Consider the following 24,024-nt stretch of genomic DNA (forward strand, 5'->3'; position numbering starts at 1 on the left):
CATCTGCCCGGCTCAAGGCGCGCAGAGGGTTATGGCATTCATGCAGAGTTTTCCTAACGACACGACCCCACTCGGCTGACCCGGGCCGATCCGGGGCCCCGATTCCAGGAGGAGCGTCCCACGTGGACCATAGCGTCACCTTTCTCGCCACCGCGACCATCACCGGCTTTGCACTGGCCACCATCCTGCTGCTGGTGGACCAGTGGCAACGCTTCGAGCGGCTTTCCTTCCGCCTGCCCGGTCTGCTGATCGCGGTCGCCGCCCTGGTCGGCCAGGGTGCCCTGCTCTACCAGCTGGGCTTCCAGCCCAACCCGGCCGCGCTCAACCTGAGCGTGCTCAATGCGCTCGCCGCGGTATTCGGCCTGGCCAGCGCGATCACGGTGGTTAGCGCCTTCCGCGAACGGCTCGAGGGCATCGCGGTGGTCTTGTTGCCGGTTACGGCCGTTACCGTGTTCCTGACCGTGTTCGTGCCCGAGTCGAACGTGCCCATCCGCACCGGCGAGATCGCCCTGGATGCGCATATCCTGATCTCGCTGTCGGCCTATGCCCTGCTCACCCTGGCCGCCCTGCAGGGCGTGATGCTCCTGATCCAGCACCAGGCACTGCACGGCCACCACCCGGCCGGCTGGATCCGTCGACTGCCGCCGATGGAATCGGTCGAGCAGCTGATGTTCCGCTTCATCGTCATCGGCTTTCTGCTGCTTACCCTGGCCCTGGTCACCGGCTTTCTGTTCCTGGAGAACATCTTCGCCCAGCACCTGGTGCACAAGACCGTCCTGTCGGTGATCGCCTGGGTGGTGTTCGCCGTGCTGCTCGCTGGTCGGCACATCGCCGGCTGGCGCGGGCGCACCGCGGTCCAGTGGACGCTGGCCGGCTTCATCCTGATGGGCCTGGCCTACTTCGGCACCAAGATCGTGCTCGAGTGGATCCTCAACCTCGGCTGAGCCACCCGGGTGAGCCCCGCTCGGGGCGCGCAGAAGACCTGACCAGGCGCGCCCCGAACGCGCGCCGGGTCACCGGTGCCGGGCCGCGTGCGCCGACCACGACCACCCGGCTCGAAATACGGCGGTCTTCGCCGTACACTTCCCGCTGGTTCAATCACAAGCGCACCCCCTCTTGAACGAAATACCCTTAGGTTTTCTGTTCACGGCCCTGGCCGTGCTCATCGTCCTGTCCGCCTTCTTCTCCAGCTCGGAGACCGCGCTGATGGCGCTCAACCGCTACCGGTTGCGCCACCTGGCAAAGCAGGGTCAACGCGGCGCGGTGCTCGCCTCCCGGCTGCTCGACGAGCCCGATCGACTGATCGGCCTGATCCTGCTGGGCAACAACTTCGTCAACATCCTCGCCTCGTCGATCGCCACCGTGATCGGCCTGCGGCTGTTCGGCGATTCCGGCATCGCGATCGCGACCGGGGCGATGACCCTGCTGTTGCTGATCTTCGGCGAGGTGGCGCCCAAGACGGCCGCCGCGGTCTTCCCCGAACGGTTCGCCTTCCCGGCCTCGTTCGTCTACACGTTCCTGATCCGCCCGCTGCGTCCGGTGATCTGGCTGATCAACTGGCTGGCCAACGGCCTGCTCTCGATCTTCGGCCTGCACCCGAAGAACCGGGGTTCGAACGCGCTGACACGCGCCGAATTGCACACCATCGTCCGCGAATCCGGCCAGCGCCTGCCGGACCTCGACCAGACCATGCTCCTGTCGGTGCTCGAGCTCGGCCAGGCCAGCGTCGAGGACATCATGATCCCGCGCGCCGAGATCGTCGGCATCGACATCACGCAGGACTGGGACGACATCCTCGACCAGCTGATCCACGCCCAGTACTCGCGGCTGCCGGTGTTCGAGGGCTCGGTCGAGCACACCATCGGCATCATCAACGTCCGCCGCCTGATCGGCCCGCTGATCGACCAGAGCCTGACGCTCCCGCGTCTAAAGCGCCGGCTGGCCGAGCCCTACTACGTCCCCGAGGGCACGCCGCTGACCACCCAGCTGCTGAACTTCCAGCGCCAGGAGCGCCGCTCGGCACTGGTGGTCGACGAGTACGGCGACATCCAGGGCCTGGTGACGCTCGAGGACATCCTTGAGGAGATCGTCGGCGAGTTCACCACCTCGCCCGACTCGGATCACGAGGGCATCACGCTCCAGGACGACGGGCGCTACATCGTGCGCGGCAACCTGCCGATCCGCGAGATCAACCGCGAGCTCGAGATCGAGCTGCCCACCGACGAGGCCAGCACGCTCAACGGTCTCGTGATCGAGCAACTGGAATCCCTGCCCACCGTGGGCGCCGCCGTCGAGCTGCCCGATGCCCACATCGAGGTGCGCACGGTGAGAAAGCGCGCGGTCGACACGGCCCTGATCACCACCTTCAAGCGCGACGACAGCGAGGGCTGAGGTCGCATGGCGAAGAAGAGCCAGACCGCCTTCGTCTGCCGCGAGTGCGGTGCCGATCACCCCAAGTGGGCCGGCCGCTGCAGCGAATGCGGCGCCTGGAACAGCTTGGCCGAGATGCGCCTGCCGGGCGGCAAGTCACCTGCCCGCGAGGTGGCCGGCTACGCCGGCGAGGCGCCGCGTATCACCGCCATCGGCGAGGTGGAGGTCTCCGACACCCCACGCGAATCGAGCGGGCTGGGCGAACTCGACCGTGTGCTTGGCGGCGGGCTGGTGCCCGGCTCGGTGGTGCTGCTCGGCGGCGACCCGGGCATCGGCAAGTCCACCCTGCTCCTGCAGACGGTGCTCGGCCTGCAGGACCGCATCGAATGCCTGTACGTCACCGGCGAGGAATCCCTGCAGCAGGTCGCCCTGCGCGGTCGGCGGCTGGGCACGGACCTGGCCGGGCGGGCCGGCGAATTGACCCTGCTCTCCGAGACACGCATCGAGTCGATCCTCGCGGCCTGCTCGAAATCCCTGCCGGGGCTGATGGTGGTCGACTCGATCCAGACGCTCTACACCGAGGAGCTCTCGGCCGCGCCGGGTTCGGTATCGCAGCTCAGGGAGGCGACCGCCCAACTGGTGCGTTTCGCCAAGCGCCATGACGTGATCGTGCTGATCGTCGGCCACGTGACGAAGGAAGGGGCGCTGGCCGGCCCGCGCGTGCTCGAGCACATGGTCGACACGGTGCTCTACTTCGAGGGCGACCCCGGCGCGCGCTTTCGCGTCATCCGCGCGGTCAAGAACCGCTTCGGCGCCGCCAACGAGGTGGGCGTGTTCGGCATGACCGACCATGGCCTGAAACCCGTCTCCAATCCCTCGGCCATCTTCCTCTCCCGCCACGAGAAGCCGGTACCCGGCAGCGTGGTGATGGTCACCCGCGAGGGCACCCGGCCAATGCTGGTCGAGGTACAGGCCCTAGTGGCCGACCACCCCGGCGGCGGCTCGCGCCGGCTGACCGTGGGGCTCGACCAGAACCGCTTGGCCATGCTGCTCGCCGTGCTGCACCGCCACGGCCAGGTCGCCCTGTTCGACCAAGACGTGTTCCTCAACGTGGTCGGCGGGGTGCGTGTCAACGAGACCGCCGCGGATCTGGCCAGCCTGATCGCCATGCTCTCGAGCTTCCGCGACCGCCCGCTGCCGCAGGGGCTGGTGATCTTCGGCGAGGTGGGCCTGGCCGGCGAGATCCGCCCGGTCCCGGGCGGCCCGGAACGACTGACTGAGGCGGCCAAGCACGGCTTTACCCGCGCGATCGTCCCAAGGGGCAACAAGCCGACCAAGCCGATCGACGGGCTCGAGGTCATCGCCGTGGCCCACCTCGACGAGGCCATCGAGGCCGTCGACACCTTCTGAGCCTGGCTCGTTCCGGCCACGGCTTTTGGCCGCCCCACCCCGCAACGATATAATCGGGGCCGCTATCCGAGAGGCTTCCCATGGATTCTTCCCCCGCGTCCAAGACCATCAATCCGCAGACCGTCGAGAACGGCGATCCCTCCGCGATCACCCGCTACGAGCAGGCCCTGGCCGAGCTTGAGCAGATCGTCGCGCGCCTGGAGACCGGCGAGCAGAGCCTCGAGCAGTCGCTGAAGGACTACGAGCGCGGTGTCGAGCTCGAGCGCCAGTGCCAGCGCGCCCTCGACGAAGCCGAGCGACGCGTGGCCGCGATCAACGAGCCGGACGCCGACGAGCCCGGACGCAACGAGCGCTCGTCCTGACGCCCGTGACCGACACGACGCCTCACGTCCCCGGCACCCCCCTGACCGCCCCGGACGGTTTCGACGACTGGCTGACCGAGTTCCGCGACCAGGTGGAGCACCGGCTGACCGAGTCGCTCGACCGCCGGCTCGCCGACACCCCGCCCCGACTGGCAACCGCCCTGCGCCACGCCACCCTCGGCGGCGGCAAGCGATTCCGCCCGGCCCTGGTCTTCCTCGGCAGCCTGATCGGCCGCCCGTGGCCCGCGACGACCGAGGCGCGCTTCGACAGCCTGTGGCCGGCGGCGATCGCCGTCGAACTCGTGCACGTCTACTCGCTGGTCCACGACGACCTGCCAAGCATGGACGACGACGACCTGCGTCGCGGGCGCCCCACCCTGCACCGCGCCTTCGACGAGGCCACCGCCATCCTCGCCGGTGATGCCCTGCAGAGCCTGGCCTTCACCACGCTGGCCGAGGCACCGGCCGATGTTTCGATCCGGCTCGACTGGACGCGCCAGCTCGCCGCGGCGATCGGCCCGGCGGGCATGGTCGGCGGCCAGGCGATCGACCTCGCCCTGGCCGGGCAGGCGGGGGACGAGGACGGGCCGGACCTGGCCCGACTGGCGGACCTGCACGATCGCAAGACCGGCGCACTGATCCGCGCCTCGCTGATCATGGGCGCTCGCTGGGCCGGCCTGCCGGAACGCCAGTTGCGACTGGTCGACCGTTTCGGTCGGCTGCTGGGGCGCGCCTTCCAGATCCAGGACGACATCCTCGACGTCACCGGCTCGGCCGACGACCTGGGCAAGACCCCGGGCAAGGACGCCGCCGCCGACAAGTGCTCCTACGTCACCGTCGCCGGCCTCGACGGGGCGCGACGCGAGCTCGACGACACCGTGCGCCATGCCCACGCCGTGTTGTGGGAGATGGGCACCCTCGGCGCCGACCCGGAGGCATTGTCCGCCTGTCTCGACTTCGTGACCCGGCGCAACCACTGATGCCGCTGTCGCCCCGCCAAACGCACCTGCTGGACCTGATCGAACAGCCGGCCGATCTTCGCGCCCTCTCGCGCGGCTCGCTCGCCGCGCTTGCCGACGAGATGCGACATGCCCTGCTCGAGCAGGTCGAGGCGACCGGCGGGCACCTGGCCGCCAACCTCGGCGTGGTCGAGCTCACCCTGGCACTCCACCGGGTGTTCGACACCCCCCATGACCGGCTGGTCTGGGACGTCGGCCACCAGACCTACCTGCACAAGATGCTCACCGGTCGGCGCGGGTGGATGAGCCGACTGCGCCAGCACGGCGGGCCGGCCGGCTTCACCCGGCGGGTGGAAAGCGAGTACGACCCCTTCGGCGCCGGCCACTCCAGCACCTCGATCAGCGCGGCACTCGGCATGGCCCTGGCCGCCGAACGCAAGGGCGAGGACCGCCAGGCGATCGCCGTCATCGGTGACGGGGCGATGACCGCCGGCCAGGCCTTCGAGGCCCTCAATCACGCCGGCGACCGGCAGGCGAACCTGTTGGTGATCCTCAACGACAACGAGATGAGCATCTCGGCGAACGTCGGTGCGCTGAACCAGCACCTGACCCGCCTGCGCAGCAACCCGCTGATCGAGCGTTTCCGCCATTCCGGCGAGGAAATGCTCGCCCAGGCCGGGCCGCTGGGCGAGCTGATCGGCTCGACGCGGGCCGGGTTGCGCGACGGGATGCGCCACCTGTTGGGCGCCTCGAGCCTGTTCGAGGAACTGGGCTTTCGCTACTTCGGTCCGATCGACGGCCACGACCTCGACACCCTGCTCGACACCCTGTCCAACCTACGCCAACAAGACGGGCCGCGCCTGCTGCACGTGGTCACGCAGAAGGGCCGCGGCCTGGCCCCGGCCGAACGCGACCCGGTCGGGTTTCACGGCGTGGGTCGCAATGGGGTAAGCCGGGCGATGGCGTCCTCGGGTGACAAGGTCACCACGCCGGCCGGCCCGCCGACCTGGACCGAGGTGGCCGCCACCCGGCTGGAGCACCACGCCGCCAAGGACGAACGGGTGGTCGCGATCACGCCGGCGATGATCGAGGGTTCCGGGCTCAAGGGGTTTGCCGCCCGCTTCCCGGAGCGCCTCTACGACGTGGGCATCGCCGAGCAGCACGCGGTAACACTGGCCGGGGGACTCGCCACCGAGGGCATGCGCCCGGTGGTCGCGATCTACTCGACCTTCCTGCAACGCGCCTGGGACCAGGTGATCCACGACATCGCCCTGCAGGATCTGCCGGTGACCTTCCTGGTCGATCGCGCCGGCCTGGTGGGCCCGGACGGCCCCACCCACGCCGGCAGCTTCGATCTTGCGCTCGCGACCAGCGTGCCGAATCTCGCCGTCGCCACCCCGGCCGACGCCCGCGATCTGGACGCGGCGATCGACTGGGCGCTGGCCCACGACGGACCGTGTCTCGTCCGCTATCCCCGTGACAAATGCCCGGCCGAGCTGGGTGGTCACGCATTGGCCGAGGGCATCACCGCTCCGACCCTGCTGCGTCGCAGCGCGGCGAAGGCGCCTCGGCGCGTCCTGGTGATCGGCGTCGGCGCGATGGTCGAGCGACTGATCCCGATCTGCGAGACGCTGGATGCCACCCTGGTCAACCTGCGCTGGGCGCGGCCGCTGGCAATCGAGCCGCTCGCCGAACTCGCTGCAGAGCACGACGCGGTCGTCACGGTCGAGGAAGGGGCGCGCATCGGCGGGGTCGGCAGCGAGCTGTTGCTGGCGCTGGCCGAGCGGGGCGTGAGTCGTCCGGGCCTGCGTCTGGGGATCGAGGACCGATTCATCGAACACGGCAGCCGCGAGGAGTGCCTGGCCGACACCGGGCTTGATTCTGGATCGATCGCCGCTAGTATCGCCGCATTTATAGGGGACTCAGACAAGGTGAGCGCCACATGAGCACCGCGTATTCGCTGCCGTCAGGGGGCAGCTACACCCTGACCACCGAGGTCGAGTTCGCCGCCGCCCACCGGTTGCACGGCTACGACGGCAACTGCGCCCGGCTGCACGGCCACAACTGGCGCGTGGTGATCGAGGTCACCGGCCAGATGCTCGACGAGGTCGGCATGGTGGTCGATTTCAAGGTCATCCGCGCCCAGGCGCGCGAGATCGCAAAGCGGCTCGATCACGCCTACCTCAACGAGGTGCCGCCGTTCGATTCGGTCAATCCCACCGCCGAACACATCGCGGCCTACTTCCACCAGGCGCTGGCCGCCGGCTTCGATACCGACGCCTACCGGGTCTCGGCCGTGACCGTCTGGGAGAACGACCGTTCGGCGGTCACGTTCCGCCCCTGAGGGAAACCCTGAGCCGCCCGGCGAGGCACGTTGCGACGTGCTAGAGTCTGGCCCCACGCGGCGCCAGCCCACCCCATTCACACAGCGTTTGAACTGCCCATGAACAGCCACGACATGCCCGATGTCCAGTCCAGCCACGATGCGCGCGATATCGCGATCGACCAGGTGGGCATCAAGGCGATTCGTCATCCCATGACGTTCCTCGACGACGGCCGCGAACACGCCACCGTCGCCGAGTGCCAACTGACCGTCGGCCTGCCCGCCGACAAGAAGGGCACCCATATGTCGCGCTTCGTGGCGCTGCTCAACGAGGGCCCGCTCACGCTGTCGATTGCCGGTCTGTCCGACTGGACCCGGGCGATGATCGAGCGACTCGAGGCCCAGTCCGGCGAGGCGCACTTCACCTTCCCCTATTTCGTCGCCAAGGATGCGCCGGTCAGCGGCCAGGGGGCGATGATGGACTACGACGTGACCCTGATCGGGCGCGTCGAACACGGCCGGCCCCACGTCGGCCTGAAGCTGGTGATCCCCGTCACCAGCCTTTGCCCCTGCTCCAAGGAGATCTCGGCCTACGGCGCGCACAACCAGCGCTCGCACATCACGGTCGAGACCGAGGTCATCGACCCCGCGCTGTCGCTGCGCGACCTGATCGCCGCGGTCGAGGCCGAGGGCTCCTGCCCGCTGTGGGGGCTGTTGAAGCGCCCGGACGAGAAGTGGATCACCGAGTACGCCTTCGACAACCCGAAATTCGTCGAGGACATGGTGCGCGACGTCGCCAACGCCCTGGAAGGCTACCCGGGCATCAACGGCTTCTCGATCGGCGTCGAGAACTTCGAGTCGATCCACAACCACTCGGCCTGGGCCGTGATCCATCGCCCGGGACGATAGGCCGCAGGACGGATCCACCCGCCATCGGTTCCGGTTCAACCGATCTCGCAACAAAAAAGGCCCCGTCTCGACCGGACGGGGCCTTCGTTTTGGGTGACTCGGTCGGGCGGCTGCCGCCCGACCGCGACGGTCACTCCAGTTCGGCGTTGATCCGCGAGAGGATCACCGCGCGGTCCTGCGGCAGGGTGCCGCCGGCGACGTTGATGCGCTCGATGCGCACATCGGTGCCGCCGTCACGCCGCGGCTGGACCTCGAGGTTCAGGTGCAGGGTCATCTCGGCGTCCTTGTCGACGGTCACGCCGCGCATGACGATGCCCTCGTAGAGCGCTTGCGGGTAGCTGTGCTTGACCTCGATCTCGCCGTCGTCCTGGTCGCGCGAGACCGGATCGAAGCCGAGGCGATCGAGGGCCAGACCGACGCGGTTCCAGGCACGCGGGAAGGACTGGCTGACCTCGATGTAGCGATCCTCGGGCTCCTCGCCGGTGATCACCTTGGAACGGGCGGAGAACTTCTGCCCGACCAGGGCGCGCGACTCCTCGGCATCGCTACCCGAGAGGTAGGCTGCCAGCCGCGACATGGTCTCGGCGGTCATGGCCTGCGAATCCACCGGGTTGCTGTACTCGAAGGTGGTGCTCTCGTCGCCGGGGACCAGCGGCTCGTCGCCGGTCAGCTCGCGCTTCTGGCCGGTGACGAACACCAGCGTCTCGTTGTCGGCCTCGCCACGCTCGATGCGCAGGCGCACCTTCTCGATCGAGTCCGGCTTGAACAGGGTGTCCTGGGCGATCTTGAGGAAGCTCATGATGTTGAAGCCGCCCCCGTCGTTGCTTGCCACGCCGGTCCAGTCGGTCTCGATCAGGCCGACACCGGGCTCGAGTCGGCGGATCGAGTAGCCCTCGTCACGCAGGAAGCCCTGCAGCTTCGGCCAGACCGAGTCCGGGTCGGTGCCCACGACCAGGTAGCGGCTACCCGGCTCGCCGGCCACCCGGATGTCGGTGCCGGTCGCCAGGACGCCGGATTCCTCGTTGCGCGCCATCGCCTCGGCGCGTGCGGAGGCGATCTCGGGCAACGCGACCGAACCGCCGGCCGCGGGGCCGGAGAAGGCCGGCGGCACTTCCAGCTGCGCGGCGCGCTCGGCGTCACGGTCGTCATCGCCGCCGACGAACGGGATGCTGGAGCAACCGCTGATCAGGCCGGTGGCCGCCAGCGCGGCGAAGGTCAACATCCGGGAAGGGGTGGGGTATCGCATGCCTGTTCGGTTCCAGTGTCTTGGTTGAATGTCGGGTGGGGAAAATTCGGTACGCGTGGTGCCGGTCAATCGGGATCGAGACAGCCGGCCTCGTTGAGTGCTTCCTCGACCCCGGCCTGGTAGACGTCGTCCAGCGGCGTCAACGGCAGCCGGAGCGTCGGCCCGATCAGGCCCATGCGGTGGAGGGCCCATTTGACCGGGATCGGATTGGTCTGGCAGAAGAGCTCGCGGTGCAACGGGGCCAGGCGGGCGTCCAGCGATTCCGTGGTGGCCTGGTCGCCGGCGAGCGCGGCCTCGGCCATCTGCGCCATCAACCGCGGCGCGACGTTGGCGGTAACCGAGATGCTGCCCTTGCCCCCGGAGAGCATGCAGGCGGCGCCCAGGTTGTCCTCGCCACTGTAGACGGCGAAGTCGTCCGGGCCACGCTGGATGATGTCGCGCATGCGCTCGATCGAGCCGGTGGCCTCCTTGATGCCGACGATATGGGGGTGCTCGGCCAGCGACAGGGTGGTGTCCGGGGCCATGTCCACCGCCGTGCGGCCGGGGACGTTGTAGAGGATCATCGGCAGGTCGACCGCGTCCGCGATCGCCCGGAAGTGCTGCTTGAGCCCTTCCTGGGTGGGCTTGTTGTAGTAGGGCGTGACCGACAGGTGCGCATCCGCACCGGCCGAGCGGGCGCCGCGCGCCAGCGCCAGCGCCTCGCGGGTGGAGTTCGCCCCGGTGCCGGCGATCACCGGCACGCGGCCGGCGGCCAGGTCGACCGTGGCGCGAATGACCGCAATGTGCTCCTCGTAATCGAGGGTGGCCGACTCGCCGGTGGTGCCGACGGCGACGATCGCGTGGGTGCCGGCATCGACATGCCACTCGATCAGGCGTTTGAGACCGACATAATCCACTGCGCCGTCGTCGTGCAATGGGGTGACCAGGGCCACCATGCTGCCGGTAATCGTGTTCGCCGCCATGTCGCCTCGCGTGTGTCTAGATCGCCTACGGATCGGTGGATCGTGGCCGTCCGGCCCCGGCGACGACCTTCTTCCAGGTCGATCGGGGGCGGGGCCAAACTCGCATAGTACCGGCAGTTATCGGCCAGTGACAAGCCGGGTCCACTGCGCTCCGACGGCCGGTCTCCACGGCCCGCACGGCCCCTCGGACGGCTGCTATATTGGCAGCAGGCATCGGGCGTTACCGGCCCGGTTTCATCACGACGTCACAGCCGAGGAGTTCCATCGAGTCCAATGAGTAGCAAGACCGCCGCCACCGCGTCCCCCGACCCCCGCCCAGGCCAGAAAGCGCCCGACTTCTCCGGCCAGACCACCGACGGCGACACGTTGACCCTCGCCAACCTGCGCGGCCAACCGCTGGTGCTGTACTTCTACCCGCGCGACAACACCCCGGGCTGCACCACCGAGGCGCGCGATTTCCAGGCCGCCCTGCCCGCCTTCGAGGCGGCCGGCGCCCGGGTCGTGGGGGTGTCGAACGACGATGCCGCCAGTCACCGCAAGTTCTGCGACAAGCAGGGTATCGACTTTCCCCTGATTGCCGACACCGACCGCTCGGTCAGCCAGGCCTTCAACGTCCTGCGCATGAAAAACATGTTCGGCAAGCGCTTCGAGGGCATCGAGCGCAGCACCTTTCTCATCGACGCCGACGGCGTGATCCGGGAGGCCTGGCGCAAGGTCAAGGTCCCCGGTCACGTCGAGGCGGTACTCGAAGCGGTCAAGGCCCTTTAACGACGACCGCTCGCCCGCCCGCCAATCACAGGGACAAGCTCACGCGATGATCACCACCACCCGCAAGACCCGCTGCCTGTTCATCCTCGACACCAACGTGCTGATGCACGACCCCACCGCCCTCTACCGCTTCATGGAGCACGACATCTACCTGCCGATGATCGTGCTCGAGGAGCTCGACGCCGGCAAGAAGGGCCAGTCGGAGACCGCGCGCAACGTGCGGCAGGTCAGCCGGTTCCTCGACGAGATGCTCGCTGACGTCGACATGACGACGATCAATCAGGGTCTGCCCATCCACACCACCCTGCACGGCCAGCCGGAGCACGCGGTGACACCCACCGGGCGGCTGTTCCTGCAGACCCGCGAGGAGAGCAACGACCTGCCGGTGAGTCTGCCGGGCAGCCGGGCGGACAACCAGATCCTCGGTATCACGCTTGCCCTGCAAGAGCGGGTCACGGACCGCGAGGTGATCCTGGTCTCCAAGGACATCAACCTCCGGATCAAGGCGACTGCCGTCGGGCTGAAGGCCGAGGACTACCACAACGACCAGGTACTCGACGACGTCTCGTTGCTGCACACCGGCCACGAGAGCCTCGGCCCGGACTTCTGGGAGGCGCACGGCGAGTCGCTGGAATCGTGGCAGGACGAGGGCCGGGTGTTCTACCGCATCCACGGCGCGGACACGGCCGAGTGGTACCCCAACCTCTACCTGCGGCTCGAGGCACCCTCGCCGTTCACCGCGGTGGTGCGCGAGGTCGAGGCCGACGGCAGTGCGGTGCTCGAGAGCGTCACCAATTACCAGCAGGAGCGGCATTCGGTCTGGGGGATCACCGCGCGGAATCCCGAACAGAGCTTTGCCCTGAATGCGCTCATGGACCCCGACGTGGATTTCGTCAGCCTGCTCGGCCAGGCCGGTACCGGCAAAACGCTGCTGACCCTCGCCGCGGCCCTGACCCAGGTGCTGGAGCAGAAGCTGTTCACCGAAATCGTCATGACGCGCGTGACCATCCCGGTGGGCGAGGACATCGGCTTCCTGCCCGGGACCGAGGAAGAAAAGATGACCCCCTGGATGGGCGCGTTGATGGACAACCTCGAGGTGCTGGCCAAGACCGATGGCGGGGGCGGCTCCTGGGAACGCGCGGCCACTAACGACCTGCTGCAGTCGCGTATCAAGATCCGCTCGCTCAACTTCATGCGCGGCCGGACCTTCCAGAACAAGTTCGTCATCATCGACGAGGCGCAGAACCTAACGGCCAAGCAGATGCGCACCCTGATCACGCGCGCCGGCCCGGGCACCAAGATGGTCTGCCTGGGCAACATCGCCCAGATCGACACCCCCTATCTCACCGAGACCAGCTCGGGGCTGACCTTCGTGGTCGACCGCTTCCGCGGCTGGCCCCACGGGGCGCACGTGACCCTGACCCGGGGCGAGCGCTCGCGCCTGGCCGAGTTTGCTGCCGAGGTGCTCTGAGGGCCGAAAATTGCCCGCCAACGCCGCCTCGCCCGCCGCGATGCGGGCGTTTTTCACCCCGAAAAACCGCGCCATGACGGGGCTGGATAGCCAAATTAAGCCCCTTTATCAGGAGTAAATTAATCAAGTTTGTAAGCATGTTCTAATGCGCAGATAATCGGATTCGTCGAGGCCACCTGGCCTCAAGACGAAAAATTACACAGGGAGAGTCACACAATGCGTAATTTCCTCAAGGCATCGATCCTTGGCGTCGCCATCGCGACGCTGTCCGGCTGTGGGTTCCTGTCCGTCAAGGACAACCTCGATCCGAAGGCCATGGACATCTACAGCAACATGTACGACAAGTTTGTCGAGAGCGGCGGCGACCTGGGCGCGGCCACTGTCTGGCATATGGAAGTTGCTGACGGCCTCGGTCCGGACGACATCAAGATGAGCATCGAGTCGGCAGCCGTCGGTTCTGGCCTGATGAATGTCGGCGAAATGCCGCTGTCCAAGCAGCTCGAGCTCGAGACCGGCGAAGAGCAGCGCTACCTGATGATCTATCAGTACTGCAGCCCGCAGATCGCTCGCAAGGCCGTCAACTTCAGCCCGTACTTCTCCGCCTACCTGCCCTGCCGCATCGCCGTGGTCGAGGACGAAGAAGGTGGTTACCACCTCTACAGCCTGAACATGGACATGTTCGTTCACGGTGGCAAGGAAATGGATCCGGACTTCAAGAAAGACGCCATGCACGTCCGCGACACCATGTGGAAGATGATGCAGTCGGCTGCCAGCGGCGGCTTCTAAGCCCCGACCAGCCCGTCGCCCCCGCGGGGGCACTTGATCAGCCCGGCCGGGGTCGCCCGCGCCGGGCTTTTTGTTGCCCGCCATTCGCCCCGACACCCATCCATGGGTCGATGAGTCGCCATGCCGCGCGACTCACGGGCAGTCGTCGGCCGCCCGCTCGCCAACCGCCCCGCGCCGTCCTGCATCTGCCGCGAGCAAACCCGACACCCCCGCAACGAAAAACGCCCGGAGGGTTGCCTCCGGGCGTTTCGATCGTGGATGGGATCGCGGTCAAACGGCGAATCGCCAGCGCGCGTCAGGCCTCCTCGCCATTCGCGGTGTGCTGGATGACCTCCAGGTCGTGCATCGGCGTGCTGTCTCGGCAGTAACCCCGCGAGAACTCGAGCAGCTGCTCCATGGCCGGCAGCCGGAACTTGTGGCGCTGACGCACGAAGGAGAAGTCGCGGAACAGTCGCGGCTTTAGCGGTACGGCGGTCAGCAAGCCGAGCTTGAGCTCCTTGCTGATGCCCGCCGAGGACATGATCGACAGACCCATGCCCGCTTCGACGGCCCCCTTGATCGCCTCGGGACTGCCCAGCTCCATGCAGACGTCCCACCCCTCGGCAAAGCCCTGATCGTTCATGTAGGAGATGACCACTTCGCGGGTGCCCGAGCCTTCCTCGCGGCAGATGAAGGGGTACTTCATCAGCTTCTCCACCGGCACGCCCTCCTCGGCAAAGGCGACGAGCTCGTGCTCCGGCGGCATGATCACCACCAGCTCGTCGCGCCGGCAGGTCTCGACCAGCAGGTTCTTGTTGGTGACGCTGCCCTCGACCAGCGCCAGGTCGACCACGTTGTGCTCCACCATCGAGACCACCGACTCGGTGTTGCCCACCTTCAGGCGCACGGACAGGTCGGGGTGCTCCTGGCGGAAGTTGCCCAGCAACGCGGGCAGCATGTTCTCGGCGACCGTCATGCTCGCGCCGATGTTCAGCGCGCCGCCGATCTCGCCGGTCATCTCCTTCACGCGCCGATCCATCTCGTCGTACAGCTCGAAGATGCGCTCGGAGATCTCGTACACCGTGTGACCGACGTCGGTGAGCGTCACCCGATTGTGGGTCCGGTCGAACAGGCGCGTGTCGAAGTGCTCCTCGAGCTGGCGCACCTGGAACGTGACCGCCGGCTGCGTCATGTGCAACGCCTCGGCTGCCTTGGTGAAGCTCAGCAGGCGGGCGACGGTGTTGAAAACCTTGAGGCGACGGTCGGCCATTGGTTCAGTCTCTGTTCCGGTGAACGGTAGGGATGAGCGATAAACTGGGCAGTGAGTGTATCAAGCCACCTTTTGCTTTGCGACCAGCACCAGGCGCGGCGCGATCACCGCACGACCGCCCCGCCGGGGGCTTTTCACGGCGGGGCGAGCGGTTTATGCTCGGGCAAGGAGGACGCCTGCCCGGGCAGGGGTCGACTCGTCACTGGATCGTCCATCACTTCGGGACCCGACATCATGCAAGGAATCGCAGCACATCCCACCCTCTTGGGGATCCCCTCGACTCGCAGCCAGGCGAGCACCGGTCGTCGCCTGGCCGGCGCCGGCGTCACCGCGCTGGCCGTCATCATGCTGGCGTTCGCCCACCAGCCGGCCGAGGCCGCCACGATCTACAAGTCCGTCGACGAGCGGGGCAACGTCCAGTTCTCGCAGACCCCGCCCAAGGACCGCCCCTCCGAAACCATCGAGGCCGGCGGCTCGCCCCCCGCCCCCAGCGTGTCGGCGGAGACAGCCCGCGACGAGGAAACCCCGGCCGCCGGCGACCGGGCCGCCGACCCGGCCACCGAGGTCAAGGTGGTCGATCGGGAAAAGGCGAGGGAAACCTGCCGTCAGGCACGCGAGCAGCGCGAGGCGGTGGCCAACAGCGGCAACCAGCTGATGGTCCAGGACGAGGATGGCAAGTACCAGCCGATGAGCGAGGCGCAACGCAGCGAACGCCTCGAGCGGCTCGACGCCATCATCGAGGAGGCCTGCAGCGCCGCCGAGGAATAAGCCCGGCCCATCCGTCGGACACAACGGCCGCCCCGCGCGGCCGTTGTCGTTTCCCGGGGCGTCACGTCGATTCGCTCGACGCCCCCTCGCCCGGCTCGGTACAATCCCGGCCTGCCACGCACCGGTGAGACACCGCCGGCACCCCGCTTTCCAATACGAACGAGATCCCAATGCGCGCCAGCCAATTCGCCATCAACACCATGAAGGAAACCCCGGCCGAGGCGGAGATTGTCAGCCACCAGTTGATGCTGCGTGCCGGCATGCTCAAGAAACTGGCCTCGGGGCTCTACACCTGGTCGCCGCTGGGACTGAAGGTGCTGCGCCGCGTCGAGGCCATCGTGCGCGAGGAGATGGATGCCGCCGGGGCGCTCGAACTGCTGATGCCGGCGGTCCAGCCGGCCGAGCTTTGGGAGGAATCGGGCCGCTGGCAGCAGTACGGCCCCGAACTGCTGCGCCTGACCGACCGGCACGGCCGCGACTTCTGCTTCGGGCCGACCCATGAAGAGGTGATCACCGATTACGCCCGCCGCGAGCTCAAGAGCTACCGCCAGCTGCCGGTCAACTTCTACCAGATCCAGACCAAGTTCCGTGACGAGATCCGCCCGCGCTTTGGCGTGATGCGTGCCCGCGAATTCGTCATGAAGGACGCCTACTCCTTCCACGCCGACGCCGAGTCGCTCGAGCAGACCTACCAGCTGATGTACACCGCCTACAGCCGCATCCTCGAGCGCATGGGGCTGGCCTGGCGCGCGGTGGTCGCCGACACCGGCTCGATCGGCGGCAACGCCTCGCACGAGTTCCACGTCCTGGCCGACTCCGGCGAGGATGCCATCGCCTACGCCGTCGATGGCGACTACGCCGCCAACGTCGAGATGGCCCCCACCTTCCCGGCTGACGGCCCGCGCGCCGAACCGGCCGAGGCCATGAGCGAGGTCGCCACGCCCAACGCGCGCACCATCGACGACGTGGCCAGCACGCTCGACGTACCGGCCACACGCACGGTCAAGACCCTGCTGGTCCAGGGTACCGAGGTGCCGGCCGTCGCGCTGGTACTGCGCGGCGACCACGCGCTCAACGAGATCAAGGCAACCAAGCAACCGGCCATCGCCGAGCCGCTGACCTTCGTTGACGAGGCCGAGGCGCCCAAGCTCACCGGTGCCTCGGTCGGCTCGATCGGCCCGGTCGGCCTCGACATTCCCGTGATCGTCGACCATGCCGCCGCTGCCCTGAGCGACTTCGTCTGCGGGGCGAACAAGGACGGCTATCACCTGACCGGCGTCAACTGGGGCCGCGACCTGCCCGAGCCGGAAACCGCCGACCTGCGCGACGCGGTGGCCGGCGATCCGGCACCGAATGGCCAGGGCAAGCTCGACATCTGCCGTGGCATCGAGGTAGGCCACGTCTTCCAGCTGGGCGACAAGTACAGCCGGGCCATGAACTGCGAGGTGCTCGGCGAGGACGGCAAGCCGATCACCCCGCTGATGGGCTGCTACGGCATCGGCGTCTCGCGCATCGTTGCCGCGGCCATCGAGCAGAACTTCGACGAGCGCGGCATCCGCTGGCCCCAGCCGATCGCCCCGTTCACCGTCGCCATCGTGCCGATCGGCGCCAACAAGGACGAGACGGTGATGGAACGCGCCGAGGCCATCTACGCCGACCTGCGCGCCCGCGGCATCGAGGTCATCCTCGACGACCGCGGCCTGCGCCCGGGCGCGGCCTTCGCCGACTGGGAGCTGATCGGCATCCCGCTGCGCATCGTGGTAAGCCCGCGCGGGCTCGCCGCCGGCCAGCTCGAGGTGCGCCGCCGCGACGCGGACGCCAGCGAGGACATTGCCGCCGAGCAACTGTTCGACTGGCTGGATGCCCAGCTGGCCTGATCGGCATCAAGGGAACGCAAAACGGGGCGGGATTGGCATCCCGCCCCGTTTCGTTTCCGGCTCCGGAAAATTCAGGCGTTCAATCGCCCGGCAGGTCCAGGGTGACCGACTGGCCGGCACGCCAGCCGTCGCCACGCGGCACGCGTACCGCCAGCTCGTAACGCACCGGACCGTCTCCGTCCGTCCGGGCGCGGATCGCGTCCACGGTGCCGGACTGGCGATCACCGTTGCGATCGATCGCGATCTCATCACCCAGCTCGAGCGCGCCCAGCTGGTCGGCATCCACGCGGGCGACGGCCAGCAGCTCGTCCGCCCGGGCGATCTCGACCAGGGTCGGCGGCGTCAGCTGCGGCGAGACCACCTCCCCCACCGCGGTATTCACCGACAGGACCTGCGCGTCGAACGGCGCCTCCAGCCGGGCCTGGTCACGCTCCCAGGCCCGCAAGGCCGCCTGCGCGCGCACCCGGTCACGCTCGCCCTCGGCCTGCTCGCGGGCGATCACGGCCAGGGCCCGCTCGGAATCCGAGCCGACCGTGCGGTCGTACAGGGCCTGGACCCGCTCGGCGTCCAGCGCCGCCTCGTCGGCGGCCAGCCGCAGACCCTCGATCTGTGCGGCGGCCATGCGATGGCGCTGATCGAACGGCGTCGAGTCGAGTGCGAGCAGTAGGGCCCCGGCCTCGACTCGTTGGCCCGCCCGCACCGGCACCGATTCGACCACCCCGGCGACCGGGGTGGAGAGTGCCACGCGATCGGCAAACCCCAGCCGCCCCTCAACCTCGACCGCCCAGGCCGGCGTGGCAAGGCCGGCGCCGAGCAGGGCGACCGGTCCGATCAGGCGACGCGCCCAGCTCGATTCGATTCGTCTCATGAGGTTTCCTCCGTGGTGTTCTGATCACCGTCCTCGGGCGGCGTGTCGGCCTCGCCCAACAGGACCGCCTCCAGCGACTGGTCGGTCAGCAAGGCCAGCTCGGCCCAGCGCATGGCCAGGGCATAGGTGGTCTGCATGCGCTCGAACTTGGCCATCGACATCTCCGCCATGGCATCGCCCAGGTCGGCGGCCTTCTCCATCTGGTAGAGGGTCTGGTTGCGCATGAAATTGAGCTCGGCGTAGGTATCGAGCGCGTCGATACGCTGCTGGCCGACCGACTGCTGCACCCGGATCATCTCGACCAGTTCGGTGGCGTAGCGACGGATGTCCGCCTCGCGCTCGGCCATGCGGGCGACGACCTCCATGCGCTCGGCCTGTGCGGCGGCAATCTCGGCGTTGCGCGCCCCACCGCGGAACAGCGGGAATTCCAGGTAGACGCCGGCACGGAACGGGTCGCGGGTCGCGCCCTCGCGGGTGTAGTAATCGGCATTGATCTCGCCGTGCACGCTGGGCAGGTTGCCCGAGCGGGCCGCGGCCAATTCGGACCGGCTGCCCTCGTGCAGGCGTCGCAGACCGTTGAGGGCGAGGTCCTCGGCCAGCGCGGTCTCGATCAGGTCACCGATGGCGGGCACCTCGCGTTCGAACAGGCGGTCGAGATCCGGGGGCTCGAGTTCGCGCGGCAGCTGATCGGGACGACCGGCCACCTCCGCCAGGTGCCGGCGGGTCAAGCGCCGCTCGGCATCCGCCCGGGCGCGTTCGAGCATCACGTCCTGGTAATCGCGCTCGAATACCGCGATGTCGTAGTCGGAGGTCTGCCCGAGCTCGCGCCGGTCACGGGCGCGGTCGTAGCGGATGAAGAGGATGGCCATGCGCTCGTTGAGCGCCTGGTAGCGCTGGTCGGCAAGCAGCACATCGAAGTAGGCACGCAACAGGGCCAGGCGCTGACGCTGCTGCTCGTCGAGCAGGGCGAGGCGTTCTCCGGCCAGGCGTGCCTCGGCGGCCGACTCGCGATCCTGTTGCCGACCGAAGTCGAACAGCTTCTGGCGCAGGGTGAGGCCGGCACGATGGTCGTCGTGCTGATCGTTCTCGACGGCAAGCTCGCCGGGCTCAACGTAGCGCAGCCGACCGTCGAGGGTCACCTGGGGACGGTTGGATGAACGGACCAATTGCTCCTCGGCCCGCTGGCGCTCGTAACGGGCCCGAGCGGCGATCACGCCGTACTGGTTGGCCAGCGGCAGCTGGAGCATCTGCTCGAAGGTCAGCGCATCGGGCAGGGGCTCGGGGCTCACCAGCCCCGCCTCGCCAACCGCGGGGGGCGGCGGCAGGTCGTCGGCCGCCCACCCTGCCGGCGGCAACGCCGCGACCAACAGGCCCGCGACCAACGCCGTCAGCGCGGCCGCTCGCTTGCGACCGGCCGGCGGATTCGGGACGAGGTCTCGCCGTTTTCCCATGCTCGATGCCTCCCTGCCCGCACCGTGACGCCGCCCGGCGGGCGGCGTCCTTGTTGCCTTATTGCTGCTTCTTGTACTTGAAGAAGTTCATGCCCGGCTCCTTGTAGGCACCCGAGGCGAAGAACGCCATCAGTTGCTGGAACTCCTCGGGCGACTGGGTCGGGCCGGTGTAGCGCAGCGCCGGCTCGCCCTCGGTGTCGAAGAAGATCATCACCGGAGTCGCGCGCACGCGATACTTCTTGAAGGCGAAGTCCTTTTCCTTGATCTGCTCGCCGTCGGGGGCGGTCATCATCACGTCACCCTCGATGTCGATGCTGACCGTGACGAAGTGCTCCTTGATGTATTCCTGCACCTCGGGGTCGGTGAACACCTGGGTCTTCATGCGATGGCAGAACGGGCACTCGTCCATCTCGAAGAAGGCGAACACCCCGGCCTTACCCTCGTCGCGGGCCTGCTCGACGTCGGCTTGCAGGTCCTTGAACGGGTCGTCCCAGAAGCCTTCGAGCTCCTGCGCCTGACCGGCCGGCGCAAACGCCAGCCCCATCGCCATGAGCAGGGCCAGGATCGGCGCGGCGCCGATCCACCGCAGAGGCTTCGCCAGCTTGGTCAATGTAGGGCGTGTCACGTGGCTTGCAGTCATCGCCGTAACCTCTCGATGTGGCCATGTCCTGCGCAGACATGCAGCAAGACAGATAGTGGGCTAACAATCAAACCGAAACGCGGATTTGTCAATACACCCGCATCGACCGGCCCGGCGACGGACGTCGCCCCCTGCCCGTCGAGGTTATTGCTAAACTGGCGCGAGGCGCAATGGCCGCAATGGCGTTACCACCCCTGCCGGAATTTCCCGTGGACATCCTGATTCTCTACTACAGCCGCAGCGGCAACACCGAGTCCCTCGCCCGTCAGGCCGCGCGGGGCGTCGAACGAGTCGAGGGGGCCCAGGCCCGACTGCGCCGCATCCCCTGCCCGGACGGTCAGCAACCCGCCGACGGCGACCCGGAGGTGAGCATCGAGGACCTGCGCGAGTGCCGCGGCCTGTTACTGGGCAGCCCGACCTATTTCGGCGGCATGGCCTCGGCGGTCAAGCGCTTCCTCGAGGACACCAGCGGGCTGTGGTTCCGCGGCGAGCTCACCGGCCGCCCCGCCGGGGTGTTCACCTCGACCGGCTCGATGCACGGCGGCCAGGAAACCACGCTGCTGTCGATGATCGTGCCGCTGATCCATCACGGCATGCTGATCACCGGCATCCCCTACCAGCAACCCGAGCTGGCCCATACCCAGACCGGCGGCACGCCCTACGGCGCGAGCCACACCGCCAACGACCATCCCCGGCTCAGCCGCGACGAGCGCGAGCTCACCCGCGCGCTGGGTGCGCGGGTGGCCACGATCGCCCGGCAACTGACCTGATGTTCGCCGGGCGCACCAGCGAAGGCCTGCCGATCTGGCCGCTGCGGCTGATGGCACTCGGTCTGCTCACCGTGATCGCCGGTTACCTGGGCCTGTTGCTCGCCGGCCGCGCGGAAATCCGCCCCGGCGGCCTGACCACCACGTTCATGCTGCTGCCCGGGATCGTCGTCCTGCCCGGCCTGTGGCTGGGGCATTACAAGACCATGATCTGGGCGGCGCTGGTCGCCCTGTTCTACCTTCTGATCTCGGCCACCGATGCCTGGGCGGTCGCCGCCGATCGTGGCTGGCACCTGCTGATCGCCGTCGCCGCCACGGTCGCCTTCCTGGCCGCCTGGTGGCACAGCATCAAGCGCCGGCGGTACCTCAAGGCCCGTCACGCCAAGGCGCAGAACGGCCACCCCGAACAAGCAAACAGCAAACCAGAGGACTGACGATGATCGACAAGTGTCTGTTTCCCGCCGCCGGGTACGGCACCCGGTTCCTCCCGGCCACCAAGGTCATGCCCAAGGAAATGTTGCCGATCCTCGATCGCCCGCTGATCCAGTACGGCGTCGAGGAGGCCTTCGAGGCCGGCATGACGCAGATGGCGATGGTGACCGGGCGTGGCAAACGGGCGCTGGAGGATCACTTCGACGTCAACTACGAGCTCGAGCACCAGATCCGCGGCACCAAGAAGGAATCGCTGCTCGCCTCGATCGACCGCCTGATCGACAACTGCACCTTCTCCTATACCCGCCAGCTGGAAATGCTGGGGCTGGGTCACGCGATTCTCACCGGCGAACGCCTGGTCGGCCACGAGCCGTTCGGCGTCGTGCTGGCCGACGATCTCTGCGTCGGCTCGCCGGTCGGGATCATGGCGCAGATGGCCACCATCTACGAGCGCCACCAGTGCTCGGTGATCGCCGTCGAGGAAGTCCCCGAACAGGACATCCACAAGTACGGCGTGATCGGCGGCACCCCGATCGACGACGACGTCATCCAGGTGAGCGAGATGGTGGAGAAACCCAGCGCCGAGGAGGCGCCGGGCAATCTCGCCATCATCGGCCGCTACATCCTGACCCCGGACATCTTCGACATCCTGCGTCGCACGCCGCCGGGCACCGGGGGCGAGATCCAGATCACCGACGCCTTGCGCGAGCAGGCCGAACAAGGCAAGGTGATCGCGTACCGGTTCAAGGGACGGCGTTTCGACTGCGGCAGCCCGTCGGGCTTCGTCGCCGCCACCAACCACTTCTATCACCTCAGCACGCGCTAGGGCGCCTGCCCGCGCGTCCGGGGAACCTCTTATCGATCCTGACGTCGCAGAAGGATTCGGGAAGTGTCCCCGACATTCACAGCCGTCCACGCGAGGCAAATCAATGCAAGTTCAGAACGACCACGTCGTTTCCATCGACTACACCCTGAAAAACGATGCCGGAGAGGTCATGGACAGCTCCGAGCAGACCGGCCCGCTGGCCTACCTGCACGGCCACCAGAACATCATCCCGGGCCTGGAAAAGGCGCTGGACGAGAAGGCGGTCGGTGACACCCTGTCCGTGTCCATCGAGCCGGCGGATGCCTACGGCGAGCGCGACGAGCGCATGATTCAGACTGTGCCGCGCTCCATGTTCCAGGGCGTCGACGAGATCGAGCCGGGCATGCGCTTCCAGGCCCAGACCGAGGGCGGCGTCACCGTCGTGACCATCAAGGAAGTCAACGGCGACGAGATCACCCTCGACGGCAACCACGAGCTGGCCGGCGAGACCCTGCACTTCGACGTCGAGATCAAGGACGTGCGTCCGGCCTCGGAAGAGGAGATCGAGCACGGTCACGTCCACGGCCCGGGCGGTCACGAGCACTGATCGAGCGCCGCGTGCCGGACGCCCGTCCGGCACGCCCAAAGAAAAAGGCAGCGTGCCAGCACGCTGCCTTTTTTGTTTGCCTGGACAGGCCCTGGCGCCAAGCGCCCGAGAGAGCCCGGCGCGGCCCGCGCCTCGAACGGCGTCAGCCGACGGCGTCGTCTGTCTGGGCGCGCGGCTCCTCGGCCGGGAAGATGGAGACGTAGGCGGCATACAGCGCCGCCCAGGCCCAGGGCACCAGCAGGATCGCGCTCAGCCCCGCGGTGAGCGGAATGGTCATGAACAGGGCCAGCCAGATCAGCCCGAAGATCAGCATCGGCAACCAGTTGAGCCACACGGCCCGGAAGCTCGCCGTGAGCGCCGCGGTCAGGCCCGCCCCGGCCAGCACCACCCGCGGGATGGCAAACAGCATGGCCGACAGGTAGAGCACGTAGATCACGATCACCGCGAGCCAGATGCCCATGGCCGAGCCGGAGGTCAGGATGGGCAGCAACTGCGCCAGGCGCTCGCTGTCGGTGGTTTCGGGGTTGTTCAGCGCCGCCATGCCCCCGTCGGGCATCGCCGCGGTGAGAAAGGCCGCCAACAGGAGCAGGATGGCCAGGTTCACGAGAATCGTGACGCCCCCCAGCCCGAGCAACGGGCGCCACGGCGCCTGGCCCGAAAACTGCGAGAACAGGAGGTCGAAGCCGATCGGCTGCTCGCGCGCCAGCGGCTCGTCCTCGGCCCGTTCCAGGATCTCGGCGATCCGCGCGAAGATCACGATCACCCCGCCCCCCAGGATCGGGGCGATCAGGTAGCCCGCCCCCATGCCGATCACGGGCACGAAACTGGTCAGGAAGACCAGCAGGTACATCAGCAGCACACTGCCAATCACGAGACCCGGGCGGGTCTTCAGAAGCTGCCAGCCACCCGCGATCCAGCGGGCACCGGAACTGGCCGGTCGTTTGCGCATTGCGTAGACTCTCGATCGTTTTGATTCGTATCCCCGTTCCGGGAA

24 protein-coding genes are annotated in these 24,024 nt (G+C 67.9%); 17 read left to right on the forward strand and 7 right to left on the reverse strand.

The window, feature by feature from the left end; genetic code table 11:
• Positions 1-122 precede the first annotated feature (122 nt).
• The 8 genes from LV475_RS10505 to folE2 all read left to right on the forward strand — a co-directional run bounded on the left by LV475_RS10505 (position 123) and on the right by folE2 (position 8,333).
• Entirely contained in the window at positions 123-944 is an 822-nt protein-coding gene (locus LV475_RS10505; RefSeq protein ID WP_250106277.1) for a cytochrome C assembly family protein, read from the forward strand.
• Positions 945-1,116: 172 nt separating this feature from the next.
• Positions 1,117-2,391, forward strand: a complete 1,275-nt coding sequence (locus LV475_RS10510) for an HlyC/CorC family transporter (RefSeq protein ID WP_250106278.1) — start codon at positions 1,117-1,119, stop codon at positions 2,389-2,391.
• A 6-nt stretch (positions 2,392-2,397) separates the two neighbouring features.
• Positions 2,398-3,780 carry a DNA repair protein RadA gene (gene radA / locus LV475_RS10515; protein WP_250106279.1) on the forward strand — a complete coding sequence of 461 codons (1,383 nt, stop codon included), beginning with the start codon at positions 2,398-2,400 and terminating at the stop codon, positions 3,778-3,780.
• Positions 3,781-3,860: 80 nt separating this feature from the next.
• Positions 3,861-4,142, forward strand: coding sequence for an exodeoxyribonuclease VII small subunit (locus LV475_RS10520; protein ID WP_250106280.1), 282 nt, complete (start codon positions 3,861-3,863; stop codon positions 4,140-4,142).
• A gap of 5 nt (positions 4,143-4,147) precedes the next feature.
• Positions 4,148-5,122, forward strand: a complete 975-nt coding sequence (locus LV475_RS10525; protein WP_250106281.1) for a polyprenyl synthetase family protein — start codon at positions 4,148-4,150, stop codon at positions 5,120-5,122.
• Positions 5,122-7,047 (forward strand): 1-deoxy-D-xylulose-5-phosphate synthase, encoded by a 1,926-nt coding sequence (gene dxs, locus LV475_RS10530; RefSeq protein ID WP_250106282.1) that lies wholly within the window; start codon positions 5,122-5,124, stop codon positions 7,045-7,047. The genes LV475_RS10525 and dxs overlap by 1 nt, the downstream gene beginning before the upstream one ends.
• A complete protein-coding gene (queD, locus tag LV475_RS10535; RefSeq protein ID WP_250106283.1) occupies positions 7,044-7,445 on the forward strand; it encodes a 6-carboxytetrahydropterin synthase QueD in 402 nt (133 codons plus the stop codon). Before dxs ends, queD begins: the two co-directional genes overlap by 4 nt.
• 99 nt (positions 7,446-7,544) lie before the next feature.
• On the forward strand, positions 7,545-8,333 hold the full coding sequence (folE2, locus tag LV475_RS10540) for a GTP cyclohydrolase FolE2 (protein WP_136867072.1): 789 nt from the start codon (positions 7,545-7,547) through the stop codon (positions 8,331-8,333).
• A gap of 130 nt (positions 8,334-8,463) precedes the next feature.
• On the opposite strand, the gene LV475_RS10545 is transcribed toward folE2, so the two are convergent.
• Both LV475_RS10545 and dapA read right to left on the reverse strand, forming a co-directional pair.
• Entirely contained in the window at positions 8,464-9,579 is a 1,116-nt protein-coding gene (locus LV475_RS10545; protein ID WP_169303615.1) for an NlpB/DapX family lipoprotein, read from the reverse strand.
• A gap of 65 nt (positions 9,580-9,644) precedes the next feature.
• Positions 9,645-10,541, reverse strand: coding sequence for a 4-hydroxy-tetrahydrodipicolinate synthase (gene dapA, locus LV475_RS10550; RefSeq protein ID WP_136867074.1), 897 nt, complete (start codon positions 10,539-10,541; stop codon positions 9,645-9,647).
• Positions 10,542-10,814: 273 nt separating this feature from the next.
• On the opposite strand from dapA, the gene LV475_RS10555 reads away from it, so the two are divergent.
• From LV475_RS10555 to LV475_RS10565, 3 genes are all read left to right on the forward strand, one after another.
• Positions 10,815-11,309: a peroxiredoxin gene (locus LV475_RS10555; RefSeq protein ID WP_136867075.1), complete on the forward strand. Its 495-nt coding sequence runs from the start codon at positions 10,815-10,817 to the stop codon at positions 11,307-11,309.
• A gap of 46 nt (positions 11,310-11,355) precedes the next feature.
• Positions 11,356-12,780 (forward strand): PhoH family protein, encoded by a 1,425-nt coding sequence (locus tag LV475_RS10560; RefSeq protein WP_136867076.1) that lies wholly within the window; start codon positions 11,356-11,358, stop codon positions 12,778-12,780.
• A 216-nt stretch (positions 12,781-12,996) separates the two neighbouring features.
• Positions 12,997-13,566: a DUF302 domain-containing protein gene (locus LV475_RS10565; RefSeq protein ID WP_136867077.1), complete on the forward strand. Its 570-nt coding sequence runs from the start codon at positions 12,997-12,999 to the stop codon at positions 13,564-13,566.
• Positions 13,567-13,861: 295 nt separating this feature from the next.
• Here LV475_RS10565 and LV475_RS10570 read toward each other — a convergent pair whose 3' ends face one another.
• Positions 13,862-14,815 (reverse strand): LysR family transcriptional regulator, encoded by a 954-nt coding sequence (locus LV475_RS10570; RefSeq protein ID WP_136867078.1) that lies wholly within the window; start codon positions 14,813-14,815, stop codon positions 13,862-13,864.
• A gap of 234 nt (positions 14,816-15,049) precedes the next feature.
• Between LV475_RS10570 and LV475_RS10575 the strand changes: the two genes are divergently transcribed.
• Together LV475_RS10575 and LV475_RS10580 are read left to right on the forward strand one after the other, a co-directional pair.
• On the forward strand, positions 15,050-15,583 hold the full coding sequence (locus LV475_RS10575) for a DUF4124 domain-containing protein (RefSeq protein ID WP_136867079.1): 534 nt from the start codon (positions 15,050-15,052) through the stop codon (positions 15,581-15,583).
• Positions 15,584-15,753: 170 nt separating this feature from the next.
• Positions 15,754-17,460, forward strand: coding sequence for a proline--tRNA ligase (locus LV475_RS10580; RefSeq protein WP_250106284.1), 1,707 nt, complete (start codon positions 15,754-15,756; stop codon positions 17,458-17,460).
• Positions 17,461-17,539: 79 nt separating this feature from the next.
• Here LV475_RS10580 and LV475_RS10585 read toward each other — a convergent pair whose 3' ends face one another.
• From LV475_RS10585 to LV475_RS10595, 3 genes are read right to left on the reverse strand one after another with little or no spacing between them, the layout of a single operon-like run.
• On the reverse strand, positions 17,540-18,328 hold the full coding sequence (locus LV475_RS10585) for an efflux RND transporter periplasmic adaptor subunit (protein WP_250106285.1): 789 nt from the start codon (positions 18,326-18,328) through the stop codon (positions 17,540-17,542).
• On the reverse strand, positions 18,325-19,779 hold the full coding sequence (locus tag LV475_RS10590; RefSeq protein ID WP_250106286.1) for a TolC family protein: 1,455 nt from the start codon (positions 19,777-19,779) through the stop codon (positions 18,325-18,327). Before LV475_RS10590 ends, LV475_RS10585 begins: the two co-directional genes overlap by 4 nt.
• A 58-nt stretch (positions 19,780-19,837) precedes the next feature.
• Entirely contained in the window at positions 19,838-20,419 is a 582-nt protein-coding gene (locus tag LV475_RS10595) for a thioredoxin family protein (protein WP_136867083.1), read from the reverse strand.
• Between the two features lie 179 nt (positions 20,420-20,598).
• On the opposite strand from LV475_RS10595, the gene wrbA reads away from it, so the two are divergent.
• The 4 genes from wrbA (at position 20,599) to LV475_RS10615 (ending at position 23,030) form a co-directional block, all read left to right on the forward strand.
• Complete coding sequence (gene wrbA / locus LV475_RS10600; protein WP_136867084.1) at positions 20,599-21,189, forward strand: NAD(P)H:quinone oxidoreductase; 591 nt, start codon at positions 20,599-20,601, stop codon at positions 21,187-21,189.
• Positions 21,189-21,620: a DUF2069 domain-containing protein gene (locus LV475_RS10605; RefSeq protein WP_136867085.1), complete on the forward strand. Its 432-nt coding sequence runs from the start codon at positions 21,189-21,191 to the stop codon at positions 21,618-21,620. The genes wrbA and LV475_RS10605 overlap by 1 nt, the downstream gene beginning before the upstream one ends.
• A gap of 2 nt (positions 21,621-21,622) precedes the next feature.
• A complete protein-coding gene (gene galU, locus LV475_RS10610; protein ID WP_136867086.1) occupies positions 21,623-22,444 on the forward strand; it encodes a UTP--glucose-1-phosphate uridylyltransferase GalU in 822 nt (273 codons plus the stop codon).
• A 103-nt stretch (positions 22,445-22,547) separates the two neighbouring features.
• Complete coding sequence (locus tag LV475_RS10615; RefSeq protein ID WP_136867087.1) at positions 22,548-23,030, forward strand: FKBP-type peptidyl-prolyl cis-trans isomerase; 483 nt, start codon at positions 22,548-22,550, stop codon at positions 23,028-23,030.
• A gap of 142 nt (positions 23,031-23,172) precedes the next feature.
• Here LV475_RS10615 and LV475_RS10620 read toward each other — a convergent pair whose 3' ends face one another.
• Entirely contained in the window at positions 23,173-23,979 is an 807-nt protein-coding gene (locus tag LV475_RS10620) for a BPSS1780 family membrane protein (RefSeq protein WP_156227875.1), read from the reverse strand.
• Positions 23,980-24,024 lie beyond the last annotated feature (45 nt).

Origin of the sequence: Guyparkeria hydrothermalis (assembly GCF_023555375.1) — a bacterium.
Lineage (GTDB): Bacteria > Pseudomonadota > Gammaproteobacteria > Halothiobacillales > Halothiobacillaceae > Guyparkeria > Guyparkeria hydrothermalis.

Excerpts from the sequence above, each read along its gene's own strand:
- LV475_RS10615 (WP_136867087.1), top strand. The coding sequence starts at position 22,548 with ATGCAAGTTCAGAACGACCACGTCGTTTCCATCGACTACACCCTGAAA.
- LV475_RS10575 (WP_136867079.1), top strand. The coding sequence starts at position 15,050 with ATGCAAGGAATCGCAGCACATCCCACCCTCTTGGGGATCCCCTCGACT.
- LV475_RS10565 (WP_136867077.1), top strand. The coding sequence starts at position 12,997 with ATGCGTAATTTCCTCAAGGCATCGATCCTTGGCGTCGCCATCGCGACG.
- LV475_RS10595 (WP_136867083.1), bottom strand. The coding sequence starts at position 20,419 with ATGACTGCAAGCCACGTGACACGCCCTACATTGACCAAGCTGGCGAAG.
- dapA (WP_136867074.1), bottom strand. The coding sequence starts at position 10,541 with ATGGCGGCGAACACGATTACCGGCAGCATGGTGGCCCTGGTCACCCCA.
- LV475_RS10590 (WP_250106286.1), bottom strand. The coding sequence starts at position 19,779 with ATGGGAAAACGGCGAGACCTCGTCCCGAATCCGCCGGCCGGTCGCAAG.
- LV475_RS10560 (WP_136867076.1), top strand. The coding sequence starts at position 11,356 with ATGATCACCACCACCCGCAAGACCCGCTGCCTGTTCATCCTCGACACC.
- queD (WP_250106283.1), top strand. The coding sequence starts at position 7,044 with ATGAGCACCGCGTATTCGCTGCCGTCAGGGGGCAGCTACACCCTGACC.
- LV475_RS10580 (WP_250106284.1), top strand. The coding sequence starts at position 15,754 with ATGCGCGCCAGCCAATTCGCCATCAACACCATGAAGGAAACCCCGGCC.
- LV475_RS10555 (WP_136867075.1), top strand. The coding sequence starts at position 10,815 with ATGAGTAGCAAGACCGCCGCCACCGCGTCCCCCGACCCCCGCCCAGGC.
- LV475_RS10570 (WP_136867078.1), bottom strand. The coding sequence starts at position 14,815 with ATGGCCGACCGTCGCCTCAAGGTTTTCAACACCGTCGCCCGCCTGCTG.
- LV475_RS10605 (WP_136867085.1), top strand. The coding sequence starts at position 21,189 with ATGTTCGCCGGGCGCACCAGCGAAGGCCTGCCGATCTGGCCGCTGCGG.
- LV475_RS10520 (WP_250106280.1), top strand. The coding sequence starts at position 3,861 with ATGGATTCTTCCCCCGCGTCCAAGACCATCAATCCGCAGACCGTCGAG.
- wrbA (WP_136867084.1), top strand. The coding sequence starts at position 20,599 with ATGGCGTTACCACCCCTGCCGGAATTTCCCGTGGACATCCTGATTCTC.
- folE2 (WP_136867072.1), top strand. The coding sequence starts at position 7,545 with ATGAACAGCCACGACATGCCCGATGTCCAGTCCAGCCACGATGCGCGC.
- radA (WP_250106279.1), top strand. The coding sequence starts at position 2,398 with ATGGCGAAGAAGAGCCAGACCGCCTTCGTCTGCCGCGAGTGCGGTGCC.
- LV475_RS10620 (WP_156227875.1), bottom strand. The coding sequence starts at position 23,979 with ATGCGCAAACGACCGGCCAGTTCCGGTGCCCGCTGGATCGCGGGTGGC.
- LV475_RS10545 (WP_169303615.1), bottom strand. The coding sequence starts at position 9,579 with ATGCGATACCCCACCCCTTCCCGGATGTTGACCTTCGCCGCGCTGGCG.
- dxs (WP_250106282.1), top strand. The coding sequence starts at position 5,122 with ATGCCGCTGTCGCCCCGCCAAACGCACCTGCTGGACCTGATCGAACAG.
- galU (WP_136867086.1), top strand. The coding sequence starts at position 21,623 with ATGATCGACAAGTGTCTGTTTCCCGCCGCCGGGTACGGCACCCGGTTC.
- LV475_RS10585 (WP_250106285.1), bottom strand. The coding sequence starts at position 18,328 with ATGAGACGAATCGAATCGAGCTGGGCGCGTCGCCTGATCGGACCGGTC.